The organism is Streptomyces sp. NPDC030893 (assembly GCF_055571535.1).
In genome coordinates, this window is record NZ_JBVIFC010000001.1 from 864,483 (window position 1) to 880,373 (window position 15,891).

The 15,891-nt window shown below is 71.1% G+C and carries 17 protein-coding genes; 8 read left to right on the forward strand and 9 right to left on the reverse strand.

Annotated features, from left to right (window positions below; genetic code table 11):
* Positions 1-152: 152 nt before the first annotated feature.
* The 3 genes from ACZ434_RS03865 to ACZ434_RS03875 all read left to right on the forward strand — a co-directional run bounded on the left by ACZ434_RS03865 (position 153) and on the right by ACZ434_RS03875 (position 3,671).
* The gene (locus ACZ434_RS03865; RefSeq protein WP_468451433.1) at positions 153-1,748 is read left to right on the forward strand and encodes an MFS transporter; all 1,596 of its coding nucleotides are present in this window, start codon (positions 153-155) and stop codon (positions 1,746-1,748) included.
* A gap of 59 nt (positions 1,749-1,807) precedes the next feature.
* Positions 1,808-2,434: a TetR/AcrR family transcriptional regulator gene (locus ACZ434_RS03870; RefSeq protein WP_468451435.1), complete on the forward strand. Its 627-nt coding sequence runs from the start codon at positions 1,808-1,810 to the stop codon at positions 2,432-2,434.
* A 184-nt stretch (positions 2,435-2,618) separates the two neighbouring features.
* On the forward strand, positions 2,619-3,671 hold the full coding sequence (locus ACZ434_RS03875; protein WP_468451437.1) for an endonuclease/exonuclease/phosphatase family protein: 1,053 nt from the start codon (positions 2,619-2,621) through the stop codon (positions 3,669-3,671).
* A 184-nt stretch (positions 3,672-3,855) separates the two neighbouring features.
* Here the strand turns inward: ACZ434_RS03875 and ACZ434_RS03880 are convergent, their stop codons facing one another.
* Genes ACZ434_RS03880 through ACZ434_RS03890 form a run of 3 tightly spaced genes read right to left on the reverse strand, consistent with a single transcriptional unit; the run spans position 3,856 to position 6,956 of the window.
* The gene (locus tag ACZ434_RS03880; protein WP_468451439.1) at positions 3,856-5,619 is read right to left on the reverse strand and encodes an NAD+ synthase; all 1,764 of its coding nucleotides are present in this window, start codon (positions 5,617-5,619) and stop codon (positions 3,856-3,858) included.
* A gap of 54 nt (positions 5,620-5,673) precedes the next feature.
* A complete protein-coding gene (locus ACZ434_RS03885; RefSeq protein WP_468451441.1) occupies positions 5,674-6,297 on the reverse strand; it encodes a DUF305 domain-containing protein in 624 nt (207 codons plus the stop codon).
* Entirely contained in the window at positions 6,294-6,956 is a 663-nt protein-coding gene (locus ACZ434_RS03890) for a DUF3105 domain-containing protein (RefSeq protein ID WP_468451443.1), read from the reverse strand. Before ACZ434_RS03890 ends, ACZ434_RS03885 begins: the two co-directional genes overlap by 4 nt.
* 173 nt (positions 6,957-7,129) lie before the next feature.
* On the opposite strand from ACZ434_RS03890, the gene ACZ434_RS03895 reads away from it, so the two are divergent.
* On the forward strand, positions 7,130-7,573 hold the full coding sequence (locus ACZ434_RS03895) for an RrF2 family transcriptional regulator (RefSeq protein ID WP_468451445.1): 444 nt from the start codon (positions 7,130-7,132) through the stop codon (positions 7,571-7,573).
* 245 nt (positions 7,574-7,818) lie between these two features.
* Positions 7,819-9,180 (forward strand): glutamine synthetase family protein, encoded by a 1,362-nt coding sequence (locus ACZ434_RS03900; protein WP_468451811.1) that lies wholly within the window; start codon positions 7,819-7,821, stop codon positions 9,178-9,180.
* 84 nt (positions 9,181-9,264) lie between these two features.
* Here the strand turns inward: ACZ434_RS03900 and ACZ434_RS03905 are convergent, their stop codons facing one another.
* The gene (locus ACZ434_RS03905) at positions 9,265-9,822 is read right to left on the reverse strand and encodes a DinB family protein (RefSeq protein WP_468451447.1); all 558 of its coding nucleotides are present in this window, start codon (positions 9,820-9,822) and stop codon (positions 9,265-9,267) included.
* Between the two features lie 329 nt (positions 9,823-10,151).
* Between ACZ434_RS03905 and ACZ434_RS03910 the strand changes: the two genes are divergently transcribed.
* A complete protein-coding gene (locus ACZ434_RS03910; RefSeq protein ID WP_468451449.1) occupies positions 10,152-11,717 on the forward strand; it encodes a pectate lyase family protein in 1,566 nt (521 codons plus the stop codon).
* Positions 11,718-11,996: 279 nt separating this feature from the next.
* On the opposite strand, the gene ACZ434_RS03915 is transcribed toward ACZ434_RS03910, so the two are convergent.
* The 3 genes from ACZ434_RS03915 to ACZ434_RS03925 are packed head-to-tail and all read right to left on the reverse strand — an operon-like array spanning position 11,997 to position 13,745.
* Positions 11,997-12,707 carry a DUF3618 domain-containing protein gene (locus ACZ434_RS03915; RefSeq protein WP_468451451.1) on the reverse strand — a complete coding sequence of 237 codons (711 nt, stop codon included), beginning with the start codon at positions 12,705-12,707 and terminating at the stop codon, positions 11,997-11,999.
* Positions 12,683-13,117: a phage holin family protein gene (locus tag ACZ434_RS03920; protein ID WP_468451453.1), complete on the reverse strand. Its 435-nt coding sequence runs from the start codon at positions 13,115-13,117 to the stop codon at positions 12,683-12,685. Before ACZ434_RS03920 ends, ACZ434_RS03915 begins: the two co-directional genes overlap by 25 nt.
* Before the next feature lies 1 nt (position 13,118).
* A complete protein-coding gene (locus tag ACZ434_RS03925; RefSeq protein WP_468451455.1) occupies positions 13,119-13,745 on the reverse strand; it encodes a hypothetical protein in 627 nt (208 codons plus the stop codon).
* Positions 13,746-13,982: 237 nt separating this feature from the next.
* Between ACZ434_RS03925 and ACZ434_RS03930 the strand changes: the two genes are divergently transcribed.
* Positions 13,983-14,252, forward strand: coding sequence for a ribbon-helix-helix domain-containing protein (locus tag ACZ434_RS03930; RefSeq protein ID WP_468451457.1), 270 nt, complete (start codon positions 13,983-13,985; stop codon positions 14,250-14,252).
* Complete coding sequence (locus ACZ434_RS03935; RefSeq protein WP_468451459.1) at positions 14,249-14,686, forward strand: type II toxin-antitoxin system VapC family toxin; 438 nt, start codon at positions 14,249-14,251, stop codon at positions 14,684-14,686. The genes ACZ434_RS03930 and ACZ434_RS03935 overlap by 4 nt, the downstream gene beginning before the upstream one ends.
* A gap of 15 nt (positions 14,687-14,701) precedes the next feature.
* Here the strand turns inward: ACZ434_RS03935 and ACZ434_RS03940 are convergent, their stop codons facing one another.
* Positions 14,702-15,142 (reverse strand): VOC family protein, encoded by a 441-nt coding sequence (locus ACZ434_RS03940; RefSeq protein WP_468451461.1) that lies wholly within the window; start codon positions 15,140-15,142, stop codon positions 14,702-14,704.
* Positions 15,143-15,173: 31 nt separating this feature from the next.
* Positions 15,174-15,683, reverse strand: a complete 510-nt coding sequence (locus tag ACZ434_RS03945; RefSeq protein WP_468451463.1) for a pyridoxamine 5'-phosphate oxidase family protein — start codon at positions 15,681-15,683, stop codon at positions 15,174-15,176.
* Positions 15,684-15,891 lie beyond the last annotated feature (208 nt).

The following is a 15,891-nucleotide window of genomic DNA, read 5'->3' on the forward strand; positions in this document are numbered from 1 at the left end:
ATCTCGAGGCGCCCTGACGGCGTCCCCGGACCACGTCCATGGTGGCACTTCGACCGGGCGAGGGCCAGAGGCAGCAATGCCCCGGCAAGAACTGGGCAAAACGCCCCTCCATACGAAACGCCACCGTATCGAAACTCACTACGCTGGGCCGCATGACCTCTCCCGCCGCCACCCCTGCCCACCGGGTCCCGGAAGCCGTGCACCGGCGCCGCTGGGCGATCCTCGGCGTGCTGATGCTGAGCCTGCTGATCGTCGTCCTGGACAACTCGATCCTGAACGTCGCCATCAAGACGATCGCCACCCCCGCCCCCGTCGGTCTGGGCGCCACGCAGAGCGAGCTGGAATGGGCGATCAACGCCTACACGCTCGTCTTCGCCGGCCTGCTCTTCACCGCGGGGCTGCTGGGGGACCGGCTCGGCCGCAAGAAGGTGCTGATCGGCGGTCTGGCGGTGTTCGGCATCGGCTCGGCGCTCGCCGCGTTCTCCGGCTCCCCGGCCGAGCTGATCGGGTTCCGCGCCGTGATGGGCCTGGGCGCGGCCTTCGTGATGCCGGCGACCCTGGCCGTGCTGATGAACGTCTTCGAACGGGACGAACAGCCCAAGGCCATCGGCATCTGGGCGGGCGGTGTGGGCCTGGCCATCGCGATCGGCCCGATCACCGGCGGGCTGCTCCTGGACCACTTCTGGTGGGGCTCGGTCTTCCTGGTCAACGTGCCCATCGTGGTCCTCGCCGTCGGTCTGATGCTGTGGCTGGTCCCCGACTCCCGCGACCCGGAGCCCGGCCGGATCGACCCCCTGGGCGTGGTCCTCTCCGTGACCGGTCTGGTCCTGCTGGTCTACGGCATCATCAAGGGCGGCCAGCTCGCCGACTTCACCGACGCGACCGTGCTCGGCACCACCGGCGCCGGTCTCGCCGTACTCGTCGTCTTCGTGGTGTACGAGAAGCGCAGCGACCACCCGTCCATCGACATGGCCTACTTCAGGAACAAGGTGTTCTCCGCGGCGATCGTCGCGATCACGCTGGTGTTCTTCGCGCTGATGGGCGTGACGTTCTTCGCGGTGTTCTACATCCAGAGCGTGCGCGGCTACTCGCCGCTGGAGACGGGCCTGCTGATGCTGCCGCTCGCCGCCGCACAGATGATCTTCGCGCCCCGGGCGCGCCTCCTGGTGGACCGCTTCGGCAACAAGGCCACCACGACCGCCGGACTGCTCGTGCTCGCGGCGACGCTGGCCGCGTTCGCCCTGCTGGACCGGGACACCCCCATCTGGGTGATGGAGGTCGTCTTCTTCCTCATGGGCACCGGCATGGCGCACGTCATGACGCCGGTCAGCGTCGTCATCATGCAGGCCCTGCCGCGCGAGAAGGCGGGCTCGGCCTCCGCGCTCAGCAACACCTTCCGCCAGCTCGGCGGCGCCCTCGGCATCGCCGTACTCGGCTCGGTGCTGTCCACCGCCTACCGCGGCGACATCGAGGACGAGCTCGGCCTGCTGCCGCCCGGCGCCCGGCACGCGGCGGGCGAGTCCATCGAGGCCACCCTGGCCGTCGCGGACCGCCTCGGCCCGCGCGGCGAGACCCTGATCGACGCGGCCGACACCGCGTTCCTGCACGCGATGCACGTCACCGCGCTGTGGGGAGCGGGCATCGCGGTGCTCGGCGCGATCGTCGTCGCCGTGTACCTGCCCGGCCGCACACCGGGGGAGCCCGAAGGAGGTGACCGCGGCCAGGATCTGGTGTCCACGGCGGACTGACACCCCCCGGTTCATGCACCGGAGAGAACCACCCGCCCCCACCGAAAGGATCCGACTACGTGAGCCCGGCCGACAGCGCCGCCCCCCGGCAGGAGGGACCCGCACGGGGCGGCCGCCCCCGCAGCGAGGCGGCCGAGCGCGCCATCATCGAGTCGGTGATGCGGCTCCTGGAGGACGGCGTGCCCCTCGCGGAGCTCTCCATCGAACGCGTCGCCCGCACGGCGGGGGTCGGCAAGGCCACCATCTACCGCCGCTGGAGCGGCAAGGAGGAACTCTTCGCCGACGTCGTGCGCGCCGCCGAGCCCCCGGACCCCGAACTCCCCGGCACCTCCGTGCGCGACGACCTGGTGGTGCTGCTGGAGTCCCTGCGGCTGCGCGGACTGGCGGGCAGGACCTCGGCGATCCTGCACAACGTGCACGCCCAGATGAAGAGCAGCCCCCGCCTCTGGGCGGCGTACCACGACACCGTCATCGTGCCGCGCCGCCGACTCGGTCTCGAGGTGCTCCGCCGCGGCCGGGAGAACGGCGAGCTGCGCGCCGACGTCGACCTGGAACTCATCGACGACATCGTCGTCGGACCCGTCCTCGTCCGCACCGTGCTGCGCCCCGACGCCGACCTCCCGGACGACCTCGCCGAACGCGTCGTGGACACCCTCCTCCAGGGCCTGCGCCCCGTCAGTACGTGATCCCGGTGTGCGCGTTTCGTCACAGACCAGCCTTGCCCCGCCCCCGCCCGGAACTCCCCGAGCGCCCCCGTACGTCCTCGCCCCCGTACGGCCGCCGAGCGGCGGCGAGAACGGGGCCGATCATCCCCTAGGGTCTTATCCACACGGGGGCGACGGTGTGCACGGCAGGTTGTGAGGCGACGGTATGGCGCAGCAGGCGTACATGACGGAGACGGACAGCGACGGCTCGGGTCCCGACGGCCCGGCCTCCCCGCTCCGGCGCCTGCTGGACCGACTGGGCAGAGGGTGGCGCGGCGACCGCCGCATCTGGCGCCGGGGCCTGGTCCTGGCGGTCTGCGCGGGCCTCCTCGCCCTGGTGATGCTGGCCCATTCCCGCATCCCGAACGCGGTCGGCAACCTGGGCAGCCTGATCGAGACGTTCCTGCCCTGGCTGGGCCTGTTCATCCCGGTCCTGCTCCTCCTCGCGCTGATGCGCAAGTCGGCGACGGCGCTGATCGCGACGATCCTCCCCGCGGCCGTCTGGCTCAACCTCTTCGGCGGCCTGCTCAGCGACAAGAACGTGCCCGGCGGCGACCTGACCGTCATCACGCACAACGTCAACGCCGACAACCCGGACCCGGCCCGCACGGCCCGCGACGTGGCCGCGGCGGGCGGCGACGTGCTGGCCCTGGAGGAACTGAAGGCGTCGAAGGTCTCCGCCTACGAATCGGCGCTGGCGCCGACGTACAAGTACCACGCGGTGGTGGGGACCGTCGGTCTGTGGAGCAAGTATCCCCTGACCGATGTGAAGGCGGTCGACATCCGCCTCGGCTGGAAGCGCGCGATGCGGGCCACGGTCTCCGCCCCCGCCGGGCCGGTCGCGGTCTACGTGGCCCATCTTCCCTCCGTCCGCGTGAAGATGGAGGCCGGCTTCACGGCGCGTCAGCGCGACAAGAGCGCCGACGCGCTGGGGGAGGCCATCGCCGACGAACGCCTGCCGAACGTCGTCCTGCTCGGCGATCTCAACGGCACGATGAACGACCGTGCGCTGAACGCGGTCACGTCCCAGATGCGGTCCACGCAGGGGGCTGTGGGCAGTGGCTTCGGGTTCAGCTGGCCGGCGTCGTTCCCGATGGCGCGGATCGACCAGATCCTGGTCAAGGGGGCCGAGCCGGAGAGCTCCTGGACCCTCCCGGCCACGTCCAGCGACCACCTGCCCGTGGCGGCGCGCGTGAGGGTGGCTCCGCAGTCGGACTGACGTTTCCCGGCGGTGCGGGTGCGGGCCGGGGGGGCGTTCGCGCAGCCCGGCGCTCACGGGACGCCGTCGCGCCCACCCGTGCCGCCCCCGCGGCACGACTGCCCGCGGGGACGGCAGAGTGGCGGCGCGGCTGCCGCAGGCGTACGGCCACCGGGCCGGCACCCGCCCGGAACCCGTACCGAATTCAGCCGCCGTCGACCCCTTCGCGCCAGCCGTTCGTGATCGGCAGACGGCGGTCCTTGCCGAAGCCCTTCGGGGAGATCTTCGGCCCCGGCGGGTACTGCCGTCGCTTGTACTCCGCCCGGTCCACCATCCGCAGCGTCTTCGCCACCAGCTCCGCGTCGAACCCGGCCGCGACGATCTCGTCGGCCCCCCGGTCCCGGTCCACGTACAGCGCCAGGATCGCGTCCAGCACGGGATAGTCCGGCAGCGAGTCCGTGTCCACCTGCCCCGGCCGCAGCTCCGCGCTCGGCGGCTTGGAGATCGAGTTCTCCGGAATCGGCGGCGTCTGCCCCCGCTCCACCGCCGCCCGGTTGCGCCACCGGGCCAGCTCGAACACCGACGTCTTGTACACGTCCTTGATCGGCCCGTACGCCCCGACCGAGTCCCCGTACAGCGTCGAATACCCCACCGCCAGCTCCGACTTGTTCCCCGGCGCCAGCACGATGTGCCCCTCCTGGTTGGAGATCGCCATCAGCAGCGTCCCCCGCAGCCGCGACTGCAGGTTCTCCTCCGCGAGCCCCGTCAGCCCCAGCGACCCCATGTACGCGTCGAACATCGGCTCGATCGCCACGGTCCGGAAATTGAGTCCGGTCCGCCGCGCCAGCTCCGCCGCGTCGTCCTTCGAGTGCTCCGACGAGTACTTCGACGGCATCGACACGCCGTGCACGTTCTCCGCGCCCACCGCATCGCACGCGATCGCGGCGACCAGCGCCGAGTCGATGCCCCCGGACAGCCCGATCACCACCGACCGGAACCCGTTCTTCGCGACGTACGCCCGCAACCCCACGACCAGCGCGGAGTACACCTCCTCGTCGTCGTCGAGCCGCTCGGCGTACCCCCCGGCCGACTCGGCCTCGTACGCGGGCACGGGCTCCTCCGACAGGATTACCCGGTCGATCCGCAGCCCGTCGTCCACCACCCCCACGGGCGCATCGGCCACCGCGCCGGGCAGGTCCAGATCGACGACGACACACGCCTCGGCGAACTGCGGCGCCCGCGCCACCACTTCACCGTCCCGGTCCACGACGATCGAGTCCCCGTCGAAGACGAGCTCGTCCTGCCCGCCCGTCATGGCGAGGTAGGCCGTCGTGCACCCGGCCTCCTGCGCGCGCTTGCGCACGAGTTCCAGCCGGGTGTCGTCCTTGTCCCGCTCGTACGGCGAGGCGTTGACCGACAGCAGCAGCCCGGCCCGCGCCGCGCGCGCCGCCGGCACCCGCCCCCCGTCCTGCCACAGGTCCTCGCAGATGGCGAGGGCGACATCGACACCGCGCACCCGCACCACCGGCAGGGTGTCGCCGGGCACGAAGTACCGGAACTCGTCGAAGACGCCGTAGTTCGGCAGGTGGTGCTTGGCGTAGGTCAGCGCCACCTCGCCCCCGTACAGCACGGCGCCCGCGTTCTGCGGGGCACCGGCCGGCTGCCCGTACTTCGGCCGGGCGGCGGAACTGCGGTCGAGGTAGCCGACGATCACCGGAAGCTCCCCGAAGCCCTCCTCGGCGAGGCGCGCGGCGAGGGAGCGCAGCGCCGCGCGGGAGGCTTCGACGAAGGACGACCGCAGGGCGAGGTCCTCGACGGGATACCCGGTCAGCACCATTTCGGGGAACGCGACGAGGTGCGCTCCCTGCTCGGCGGAGTGCCGGGTCCAGCGGACGATCGTTTCGGCGTTGCCGGCGAGATCACCGACGCGCGAGTCGATCTGATTCAGGGCGAGACGAAGTTGAGGCACGCGCCCCAGTGTAATCGTCAAACCGACGCGATGTCGCCTGCGCAGCCCTGCCCCCTACGACCGGACCGCCGCCCCCCGCGCCTCCAGCATCCCCGCCATCAGCGCGATCTCCGACTCCTGCGCCTCCACCATCCCGCGTGCGAGCCGCTTCTCGACCCCGACCTCGCAGGCGCTCACGCACCCCTGGGCCATGTGGACGCCGCCCTTGTGGTGGTCCGTCATGAGCTGCAGGTAGAAGATCTCGGCCTGCTTCCCGTTCAGCGTCCCCAGCCGCTTCATCTCGGCGTTCGTCGCCATCCCCGGCATCAGCGCGCCGTCCTCGCCCGAGGCGCCGTCGCCCATCCCCATCCAGGTCATGGGCGGGTCCGCGGACACCTTGGGCAGTTCCCACAGATCGAGCCAGCCGAGCATCATGCCCCGCTGGTTGGCCTGTGTCTGGGCGATGTCGTAGGCGAGCCGCCGGACCTCCTCGTCGTCCGTCCGGTCCCGCACGATGTACGACATCTCGACGGCCTGCTGATGGTGCACGGCCATGTCCCGGGCGAACCCGGCGTCCGCCGAGTCGGCGGTGGGAACGGTGTGCGAGGAGCCCTCGTCCCCGGCCACCGCGAAGGTGATCGCGCCGGCCGCGACGAGCGCCGTCGCCGCGGCTCCCGCGATCAGCGCGAACTGCCTCACTTCGCCAGCCCGTTGGTGCAGGCCGCACCAGGCTCGGGGGTCTGCTCGCCCTGGACGAACTTCTCGAGGAACGCGTCCACGCCCGGATCGTCCGCGCCGGTCACGGTCCGCTGGTGCCCCCAGGCGGTCAGCAGCAGCGGTTCCTTCTGCCCGTCCACGGGACTCATCAGCGTGTACGGCGTCTTCTTCACCTTCGCGGCCAGCGCGTCGACGTCGGACTTCTCGGCGTCGGCGTTGTACGTCACCCACACGGCACCGTGCTCCAGGGAGTGCACGGCGTTGGTGTTGTTGATCTCGTCGGGGTAGACGTCCCCGTTGCAGTTCATCCACACGGGGTTGTGGTCACCGCCCACCGGGGGCGAGACGGGGTAGTCCACGGCCTTGGTCACGTGGTTGCGCCCCAGCGTGCCCTTCCAGCTGCGCACGCCGTCGTCGCCCGTGACGAACTCGCCCGCGTTCTTCGCGTCGCCCGCCGCGCTGCCGCCGTCGTCCGACTGCGACTGGATGAGCACCACACCGCCGGCGACGAGCCCCCCGACGACCACCACACTGGCGGCGACGGTGAGGATCCGGTTGCGGCGCTCGCGGGCCTTCTCGGCGCGCCGCATCTCCTCTATGCGTGCCGTGCGTGCCGCGCTGCTCTTCTTGGCGGAGCCCATGGGAGTGTCCTTCGGGAGGCGTGGGACGAACGGATCAGCTGATCGTAATAGGGAAGCCGGGGCGAGTCGTAGAGGGCGGAAGAATCAACCCGCACAATCCCTCACCCCCACCCGCACACAACCTCCCCCCGAATAATTTGAACGCCGGATTCGCATTACTTACCCTGCACGGTATGCGGCTCCTGCGCTCCACCGACCTGGCTCTCCGGGTCCTCATGCGCCTCGCCGTGACCGGCGAGTCCAACCCCACGACACGGGACGTGGCGACGGCCATGGACGTGCCCTACACGCATGCCGCGAAGGTCGTCGCCGAGCTCCAGCACATGGGCATGCTCACGGCCCGGCGCGGCAGGGGCGGCGGCCTGGGCCTCACGGAGCAGGGCCGCACCGCCTCGGTGGGCGCGCTGGTCAGGGCCTTCGAGGGCGAGGGGGACATCGTCGACTGCGAGGGAACGGCCGGCTCGGCCCCCTGCCCGCTGAACTCCGCCTGCCGGCTGCGCGGCGCGCTGCGCAGGGCCCAGGAGGCGTTCTACGCCACGCTCGACCCCCTCACGGTCGCGGACATCGTCGCCGACCCGACCGGCCCCCTCCTGCTGGGCATCTCCCCGAGACCCTGAACGCGAGCGCCACCGGGACGGCGCCCCGTTACGCCCACGCCCCCGAACAGGCAAGATGGGCACCGGAGCGGTACACCTGTCGTGGGCGGGGTGTTCGGCCCACCGCCGGTCGGCCGACGACGGCCGGCAACGCGTATGAAACGCTGGTGTGGTGGGATGCCCGTGTGCCCGCTCGGGAGCCCGCCCGCCTCCCGTGACGCGGGCGCGGACAGGCGGCCTGACCGGCAAGGATGGGGATGCGGAAGATGGACAAGCAGCAGGAGTTCGTGCTCCGGACGCTGGAGGAGCGCGACATCCGGTTCGTGCGCCTGTGGTTCACCGACGTGCTGGGCTTCCTCAAGTCCGTGGCCGTCGCCCCCGCCGAACTCGAACAAGCATTTGACGAGGGGATCGGCTTCGACGGCTCCGCCATCGAGGGCTTCGCCCGGGTGTACGAGTCCGACATGATCGCCAAGCCGGACCCGTCGACGTTCCAGATCCTGCCCTGGCGCGCCGAGGCACCCGGCACGGCCCGGATGTTCTGCGACATCCTGATGCCGGACGGCTCCCCGTCCTTCGCCGACCCGCGCTACGTCCTCAAGCGCGCCCTCGCCCGCACCTCCGACCTGGGCTTCACCTTCTACACCCACCCGGAGATCGAGTTCTTCCTGCTGAAGGACAAGCCGCTGGACGGCAGCCGTCCGACCCCCGCGGACAACTCCGGCTACTTCGACCACACCCCGCAGAACGTCGGGATGGACTTCCGCCGTCAGGCGATCACCATGCTGGAGTCGATGGGCATCTCGGTGGAGTTCTCCCACCACGAGGGCGCCCCCGGCCAGCAGGAGATCGACCTGCGCTACGCGGACGCGCTCTCCACCGCGGACAACATCATGACGTTCCGCCTGGTCATGAAGCAGGTGGCGCTCGAACAGGGCGTCCAGGCGACCTTCATGCCCAAGCCCTTCTCCGAGCACCCGGGCTCCGGCATGCACACCCACCTCTCCCTCTTCGAGGGCGACCGCAACGCGTTCTACGAGTCCGGCGCCGAGTACCAGCTCTCCAAGGTCGGCCGCTCCTTCATCGCGGGTCTGCTGCGCCACGCGGCGGAGATCTCGGCGGTCACCAACCAGTGGGTCAACAGCTACAAGCGCATCTGGGGCGGTTCGGAGCGCACCGCCGGCGCCGGCGGCGAGGCACCGTCGTACATCTGCTGGGGCCACAACAACCGCTCGGCCCTGGTCCGGGTGCCGATGTACAAGCCGGGCAAGACCGGCTCGGCGCGCGTGGAGGTGCGCTCCATCGACTCCGGCGCCAATCCGTACCTGACCTACGCCGTCCTGCTGGCCGCCGGCCTGAAGGGCATCGAGGAGGGCTACGAGCTCCCGCCGGGCGCCGAGGACGACGTCTGGGCCCTCTCCGACGCCGAGCGCCGCGCGCTGGGCATCGAGCCCCTGCCGCAGAACCTGGGCGAGGCGCTGGCCCTGATGCAGCGCAGCGACCTGGTCGCCGAAACCCTCGGCGAGCACGTCTTCGACTTCTTCCTGCGCAACAAGAAGCAGGAGTGGGAGGAGTACCGCTCCGAGGTCACGGCGTTCGAACTCCGCAAGAACCTGCCGGTGCTGTAGGGGCAGGTCGGGGGGCAGTATTCGGACGGGCGGGGGCCGACGGTCGGCCCCCGCCCGAGCGACGAGGCGGGCGACCCGCCGCTCTCAGCCCATGCTCTTCGCACCGTCCAGCGTCTCGCGGATGATGTCGGCGTGGCCGGCGTGCTGGGCCGTCTCGGTCATGATGTGCATCAGCACCCTGCGGGCCGTCCACCGCGCGTCGGCCTCGAACCACGGGGCCTTCGGCAGCGGCCACGCGGCGTCCAGGTCGGGCAGGGTGGCGACCAGTTCGTCGGTCCGGCGGGCCACCTCGGCGTAGTCGGCCAGCACTCCGGCGAGCGTCTCACCGGGCAGCATCCGGAACTCCTCGTCCCGCCGGGCCCAGTCGGCCTCGGTCATGGAGGTGAAGTCCCCCATCGCCGAGGGGCCCTCCAGGATGAAGTCCACCCAGCCCCGCTCGACCGAGGTGACGTGCTTGATCAGGCCGCCCAGGCAGAGTTCGCTGCTGGTGGTCCGCAGCCCGGCCTGTTCGTCGGTGAGGTCGCGGGTGGTGAAGCGCAGGAAGTGCCGGTGCTTGGCGAGTGACTCCAGCAGGTCGGCGCGCTCGCCGGTGAGAGCAGGGGTTCCGGCCGAGTCCTCGGTGGTCAGCCCGTTCGCGGTCATGGTCATCGCCTTCCGTAGTTCTGCTCCGTCGGACAAGGAACACGCTACGAGCGATATAGGTCGGATCCGGTCCTATAGGCGCGCTTCCTCACCCCGGGAACCGGAGGAACTCCTTCCGTAACTGCGCGGAACCTTGCCAGCCCCACTGGGGCGGCCCTACTGTCACGGCAGACCGAAAGAAAGCGCTTTCTCGCCGATGAGTTCAGGCCCACCCCGCCCCTCTCATCGGTCTTACTGTCATGCCCATGACAGCAGTCCAGTCGTCGCATGGCAGTGCACGCCCCCTGTCCCACCCCCCATGACCTCACAGGACGAAAGGCGAAACGAGAATGAGGCGAAAAGTCGCCGTGCGGCTCTCCGCGCTGCTGGCCACGGGAGCCCTCGCGGCCGCGACCGGCGTGGCCCTGTCCCCCTCCACGGCATCCGCCGCGACCGGCGGTGTCACCGGCTACGCCACCCAGAACGGCGGAACCACCGGCGGTGCCGGCGGCCAGACGGTCCGTGCCACCACCGGTACCGCGATCCACCAGGCCCTGTGCAGCCGCGCCAGCAGCTCCACCCCGATCGTCATCCAGGTCGAGGGCACCATCAACCACGGCAACACCACCAAGGTGTCCGGCGGCAGTTGCAGCACCGCCGCCGACAAGATCGAGCTGAAGCAGATCAGCAACGTCACCATCGTCGGCGTCGGAAACGGGGCCGTCTTCGACCAGCTGGGCATCCACATCCGGGAGTCCAGCAACATCATCATCCAGAACGTGACCGTCCGGAACGTCAAGAAGTCCGGCTCGCCCACGTCGAACGGCGGAGACGCCATCGGCATGGAAAGCGATGTCCGCAACGTGTGGGTCGACCACACCACGCTGGAGGCGTCCGGCGGCGAATCGGCGGGCTACGACGGCCTGTTCGACATGAAGGACAACACCCAGTACGTGACGCTGTCCTACAGCATCCTGCGCAACTCCGGCCGCGGCGGCCTGATCGGCTCCAGCGAGAGCGACCGCTCCAACGGCCACGTCACCTTCCACCACAACCTGTACGAGAACATCGACTCCCGTGCGCCCCTGCTGCGCGGCGGCATCGCGCACATCTACAACAACCACTACAAGGGCCTGAACGAGTCCGGGATCAACTCCCGGGCCGGCGCCCGCGCCAAGGTGGACAACAACTACTTCGAGGACTCCAAGGACGTCCTCGGCACCTTCTACACCGACGAGGCCGGCTACTGGCAGGTCAGCGGCAACGTCTTCGACAACGTGACCTGGTCCGAGCGGGAGGGCGACACCAACCCGGCCGGTCCTGACCCCACGTCGAACACCTCGGTGAGCATCCCCTACGCCTACACCCTCGACGCGGCCGACTGCGTGCCGGGCGTGGTGAGTCGGACGGCCGGTGCCAACAAGGGACTGAAGGTCTCGGACGGCAGCTGCACCCCGCAGAACCCGGACCCGACCGACCCCGGCCCGACGGACCCGGGCCCCACCGACCCCGACCCGGAGCCGACCGACCCGGACCCCACTGACCCGCCCGCCGGCACCAACCTCAGCATCGGCGCGGGCTCCGACGGTTCCTCCAAGGCCGGCGGCACCAGCTACGGCGACGTCCGCGACGGCGACATGAGCACCTACTGGTCGCCCTCCGGCACGACCGGCTCCGTCTCGATCAAGTGGGGCTCGGCCACCACCGTCTCCAAGGTGAACATCCGGGAGGCGTCGGGCTCGGGCACCATCGGCTCCTACCGCGTCGTCAACCACGACACGGGCGCCGTCCTGGCCTCCGGCAGCGGAAGCGGCGTCATCGGCTTCGCCGCGACCTCCCTGAAGAAGATCACCTTCGAGATCACCAGCGCCTCGGGCACCCCGAGGATCGCCGAATTCGAGACGTACGCGAGCTGACCCACCCGGACCCGGGGGCCGCCCTCACGGCGGTCCCCGGCCTCCGACGTCCCGTACGCGGAACCGCTGGAGTCGCCGGCCCGGGCGGGGTACCCGCGGGCCATGTTCTTCTTCTTCAGCAACCGGATCGGTTGCCTCGGGTCGCTGGTGATCAGCGTGGTGGCGACCGTGATCCTGATCCTGATCCTCACGCGCTGACCGCCGGCCGGGGCGGAACGGAGCCCTGCCCCGGCCCCCTCGGGCCGGAGGCAGGGCTCCCTTCGTCCGCCGTGCCGGGCCTCACGCCGGCCCGGAGCGGTTCCCGGCCTCGTCCTTCAGGCTGCGGCCGGAGTCCTTGGCCTGGTCGGTGACCTGGCCGGCCTGGCCGCGGGCCTCGTCCTGGGTGGTCCGGGCCGCCTGCTGCGCGGTGTCCTTCACCTCGGCGGCCGCGCTCTGCGTGGCCTCCTTGGCGCCCTCCTTCAGGTGCTGTGCGGACTCGGTGGCGGCCTGCTTCACCGGTTCCAGCGCCTCGGCGCCGCGCTCCATCAGCTCGGACGCCTTCTGCTGTTCCTTCTCGGAGGCCGGCACCATCGAGGCGGCCAGCAGCCCGACACCGAAGGCGACCAGACCGGCGGCGATCGGGTTGCCCTGGGTCTGCCGGCGGGCCATCTCGGGCGTCTGCTGGACGGCCTGTCCGGCCTGGCCTGCCGCCTCGCGCGCCGACTCGGCCGCCCGTTCGGTGCCCTCCTGCACCGAGCCGGCCGCCGAACCCGCCGCCGACTGCACCGAGTCGGACGCCGAGCGGGCGGTGCCGGCCACACCGTGCGCGGTGTGGGACGCGGTGCCCATGACGCGGTCACGGACGCCCGACACCGTACGGCGCATCCGGGCCTTGCGGCGGCGGGCCATGCGGCGCGGGCTGGCCCGGTCGGCGAGCCGGTCCACGTCCGCGGACAGCTGGTTGCGCGTGGCCGCTATCTCGGCCCTCATGTGGTCGGGTGACGTGCCCATTCCGCGTCCTCCTTCAGGGTCTGGACGGTCTGCTCGGGCTTGGGGGAGACGGTGCGCATCTTCGCGCGGCCCTTCTGGTAGAGCACGGCTCCGCCGATGCCCCACAGGGCGGCGACGATCAGCGCGGCCCAGCCCTCGTCCATCACACCGGCCAGCCCGAACATGGCCGCCAGCGACAGGAACAGCAGGACCATGTAGCCGGCGAATCCGGCACCGCCGAACATCCCGGCGGCCTTGCCCGCCTTGGTGCCCTCCTCCTTGATCTCGGCCTTGGCCAGCTCCACCTCCTGGCGGAAGAGGACCTGGAGGTCCGAGGTCACCTCGGACAGCAACTCGCCCGTGGACCTCTCCTGTTCCATGGTCACGGGCTCGGCCGAGCGGGCCCGGGACAGGGGTGACATCGTGGCCATCTCATGCCTCCGGGAACGGGCGGCCCGGCCTGTCGGACGGGGCCGAGATCGGGTTCGGCGGTACGGGCGGCGGGGGACCGGCCGGCAGGGCCTCGGGGGCCGGGGCCCCGTCCAGGCGCGCCTGCCCGTTCCCGTCGGCCCGGGACGCCGACTGCGTCACCTTCGCCAGCCGTCCGACGGCCATCCCGGCCAGCAGCGCGCCGCCGAGGAAGGCACCGGGGCGGCGCCGGGCGAAGCCCTGGAGGTCGGCGACGAGCCCTTCGACTCCCTGCCGCTCCAGATAGTCGGCCGCCCGTGTCCCCTTGTCACCCGCGCGGGCCGCCAGGCTGCGGGCGGGTGAATCGTGCTCGGCGTGCGCGGCCAGACCGGAGAAGTCGTTCGCCCACTGGCGCAGCGTGCCGGCGGCCCGCCTGGTCTGCCCGTCCGCCTCGTCGATCGCGCGGCCCCGCAGGTCCTCGATGACGGTGCCGGCCTGCTGCCGCGCCTCACCCACGACGGTCCGGGCCTGCTCCGCCGCGGTCCCCGCGACCTGGCCGGCGGCCTGCTTGGCCTGCCCGGCGGTCGCGGAGGTCTCTGCCTTGACCTTCTCCCCGGTGCCCCCGGCTCCGGTACGTACGGACTCACTCATCGGCGACTTCCCCTCATCGGATGTCTGCGTACGGCCCGTGCCCGGTGACCCGGTGTGGGGCCGGAACTCGCGCTCCGGACCGCACACGTGGCCGTCCGTCCTCACCCGGGTGGCCATTTGGGAGCATTTGACACGCTATGGGAGTGACATGTGTGGTGCGTGCGAGGCCTTGGCCTCCGTCGCGCGGGGCAGCCAACGGAGCACCATGCGGTGGTACAGCACCTGTACCATGGCGGTATGGCTCTGAAGCGCACCAACGTCTACGCGGACGACAGCGATCTGCTCCTGATCAAGGAGGCGGCTGCCCGCCTCGGGGTCTCGGAGGCGGAGATAATCCGTGAGGGCATCCACCGCATCGCCTTGGCGCACCGCGTGTGGGAGGAGCCGTTCGTCTCCGACGAGGAGACGTTCGACCTCGGCGGCCCCGTGGACAAGGACGAGATCCGGTCGGCGGTGACCCGCGGCTACGCGGAGCGCGAGCGCCGGAACCGGGACGACGCGGCGTGATCGCCATCGCCGACACCTCCGGCATTCTCACCCTGTTCAACCGGTCCGACCCGGATCACCACGCGGCCAGAAAGGCTGCGGACCACTGCGGCATGCTCGTCGCGAGCCCGCTCGCGCTCACCGAGGTGCATCAGGTGGCCACCAGCCGCGCCGGGCGCGGGGTGGCCGACGCGATCCTTCGCTCTCTCACCGAGCGCGTACGGCAGATGCGGTTGGTACTGGCCCCGCCGACGCCGGAGATCATGGACGCGGCGCTGGCCGTCCGGGCACGCTACGCGTCCCTCGACCTGGACCTGGTGGACGCGGTCAACGTGGCCCTCGCCGCCGAATACGGCACGGACGCCATCCTCACCAAAGACCTCCGGGACGTCCGGGCGCTCCGGCCGGCGGGTGGCGGCTTCTCCTGCTTCCGGATCCTCCCCGATGATCTCTGACCTGCGGCGGCGCTCCTACCCCTCCGCCTGATCCCCCAGCACCTTGTGCAGCGGCTCCTCCGCCCGCCGCCGGTACTCCTGGACCGCCCAGCCGTTGCCGTCCGGGTCCGTGAAGTACATGAACGTCGCTCCGTCGGCCTCCGCGTACCGCACCGGTTCGGAGACCTCCACGCCCCGCTCGACCAGTTCCGCGTGGGCCGCCTCGATGTCGGCGACGCCGAGCTGGAGACCCTGGTAGGTGCCGGGGGCCGGGGTGGGGCCCGGGGTCGACTCCCACAGGGTCTTGCCGAGGGCGATCGAGCAGCCGGAGCCGGGCGGGGTCAGCTGGACGATGCGCATGCCCGGCATGACCTCCTGGTCGATGTCGACGTGGAAGCCCACCTTGTCCCGGTAGAAGTCCCTGGCCCGGTCGATGTCGCTCACCGGGAGCGGGATCACTTCGAGGGTCATGTCCATGGAACACCGGCCTTCTTCGTCGCGTACGGCGTCAGGCGAACCGCCACCTGGTCTGGCTGAACGGCTCCCCCTTACCGAATCCGAAAACCGTCCGCGGCGCCACCGAGAACACCACGGCGCGTCCGGGACCGTGGTGGAAGTGACCGTCCCGCACCCCGAAGTGCCAGAAGCTGCCGTACTTCGCCTCCCACAGCGCCGCCAGCTCGCCCAGCCGCGCGTCGTCGGCGATCCGTACGGCCTCGCCCTCCACCACCACGTCGTAGCCACGGTTCCAGGTGTTGGTGCCGGTGGTCAGCACGACCTGCGGGTTCCCGGCCAGGTTGCGGGCCTTGCGCTCGTCCGGACCGGTGCAGAAGTGCAGCGCGCCGGACGACCAGACCGCCGGCAGCGGGGTGACGTGCGGGCGGCCGTCCAGGCGCACCGTGGAGATCCAGAACAGCTCCGCCTCCGTGATCAGCCGCTCCATCTCGGACCAGGGCGGCGCACCGGCTTCCGGATCGCTGTAGCGCGGATCGAGGCGGGTCTCGGGGATGTCGCTCATGGGGCTCCGTCCGGAGGGTCGGCCAACGGTGCGTCTCCCTCCATCAGACCCCGCCCGCCCCCGGAACTCATCGCAGGCCGCCCCAGGGCCCGGGGCCCGTACTCCGGCTAGGGCCTGTCTGACGATTCCCGCCGTCGCCCGGAGGGCGGCCCCGCGGCGTCAGGTGCGTGCTCTGGGGGTCCCCCCGGCCGAAGGCTGGGGGAGTGCC

Coding starts and splice junctions, on each gene's coding strand:
- ACZ434_RS03865 (WP_468451433.1), top strand. CDS start 153: ATGACCTCTCCCGCCGCCACCCCTGCCCACCGGGTCCCGGAAGCCGTG.
- ACZ434_RS03875 (WP_468451437.1), top strand. CDS start 2,619: ATGGCGCAGCAGGCGTACATGACGGAGACGGACAGCGACGGCTCGGGT.
- ACZ434_RS03890 (WP_468451443.1), bottom strand. CDS start 6,956: ATGGGCTCCGCCAAGAAGAGCAGCGCGGCACGCACGGCACGCATAGAG.
- ACZ434_RS03895 (WP_468451445.1), top strand. CDS start 7,130: ATGCGGCTCCTGCGCTCCACCGACCTGGCTCTCCGGGTCCTCATGCGC.
- ACZ434_RS03900 (WP_468451811.1), top strand. CDS start 7,819: ATGGACAAGCAGCAGGAGTTCGTGCTCCGGACGCTGGAGGAGCGCGAC.
- ACZ434_RS03905 (WP_468451447.1), bottom strand. CDS start 9,822: ATGACCGCGAACGGGCTGACCACCGAGGACTCGGCCGGAACCCCTGCT.
- ACZ434_RS03910 (WP_468451449.1), top strand. CDS start 10,152: ATGAGGCGAAAAGTCGCCGTGCGGCTCTCCGCGCTGCTGGCCACGGGA.
- ACZ434_RS03915 (WP_468451451.1), bottom strand. CDS start 12,707: ATGGGCACGTCACCCGACCACATGAGGGCCGAGATAGCGGCCACGCGC.
- ACZ434_RS03920 (WP_468451453.1), bottom strand. CDS start 13,117: ATGGCCACGATGTCACCCCTGTCCCGGGCCCGCTCGGCCGAGCCCGTG.
- ACZ434_RS03925 (WP_468451455.1), bottom strand. CDS start 13,745: ATGAGTGAGTCCGTACGTACCGGAGCCGGGGGCACCGGGGAGAAGGTC.
- ACZ434_RS03930 (WP_468451457.1), top strand. CDS start 13,983: ATGGCTCTGAAGCGCACCAACGTCTACGCGGACGACAGCGATCTGCTC.
- ACZ434_RS03940 (WP_468451461.1), bottom strand. CDS start 15,142: ATGGACATGACCCTCGAAGTGATCCCGCTCCCGGTGAGCGACATCGAC.
- ACZ434_RS03945 (WP_468451463.1), bottom strand. CDS start 15,683: ATGAGCGACATCCCCGAGACCCGCCTCGATCCGCGCTACAGCGATCCG.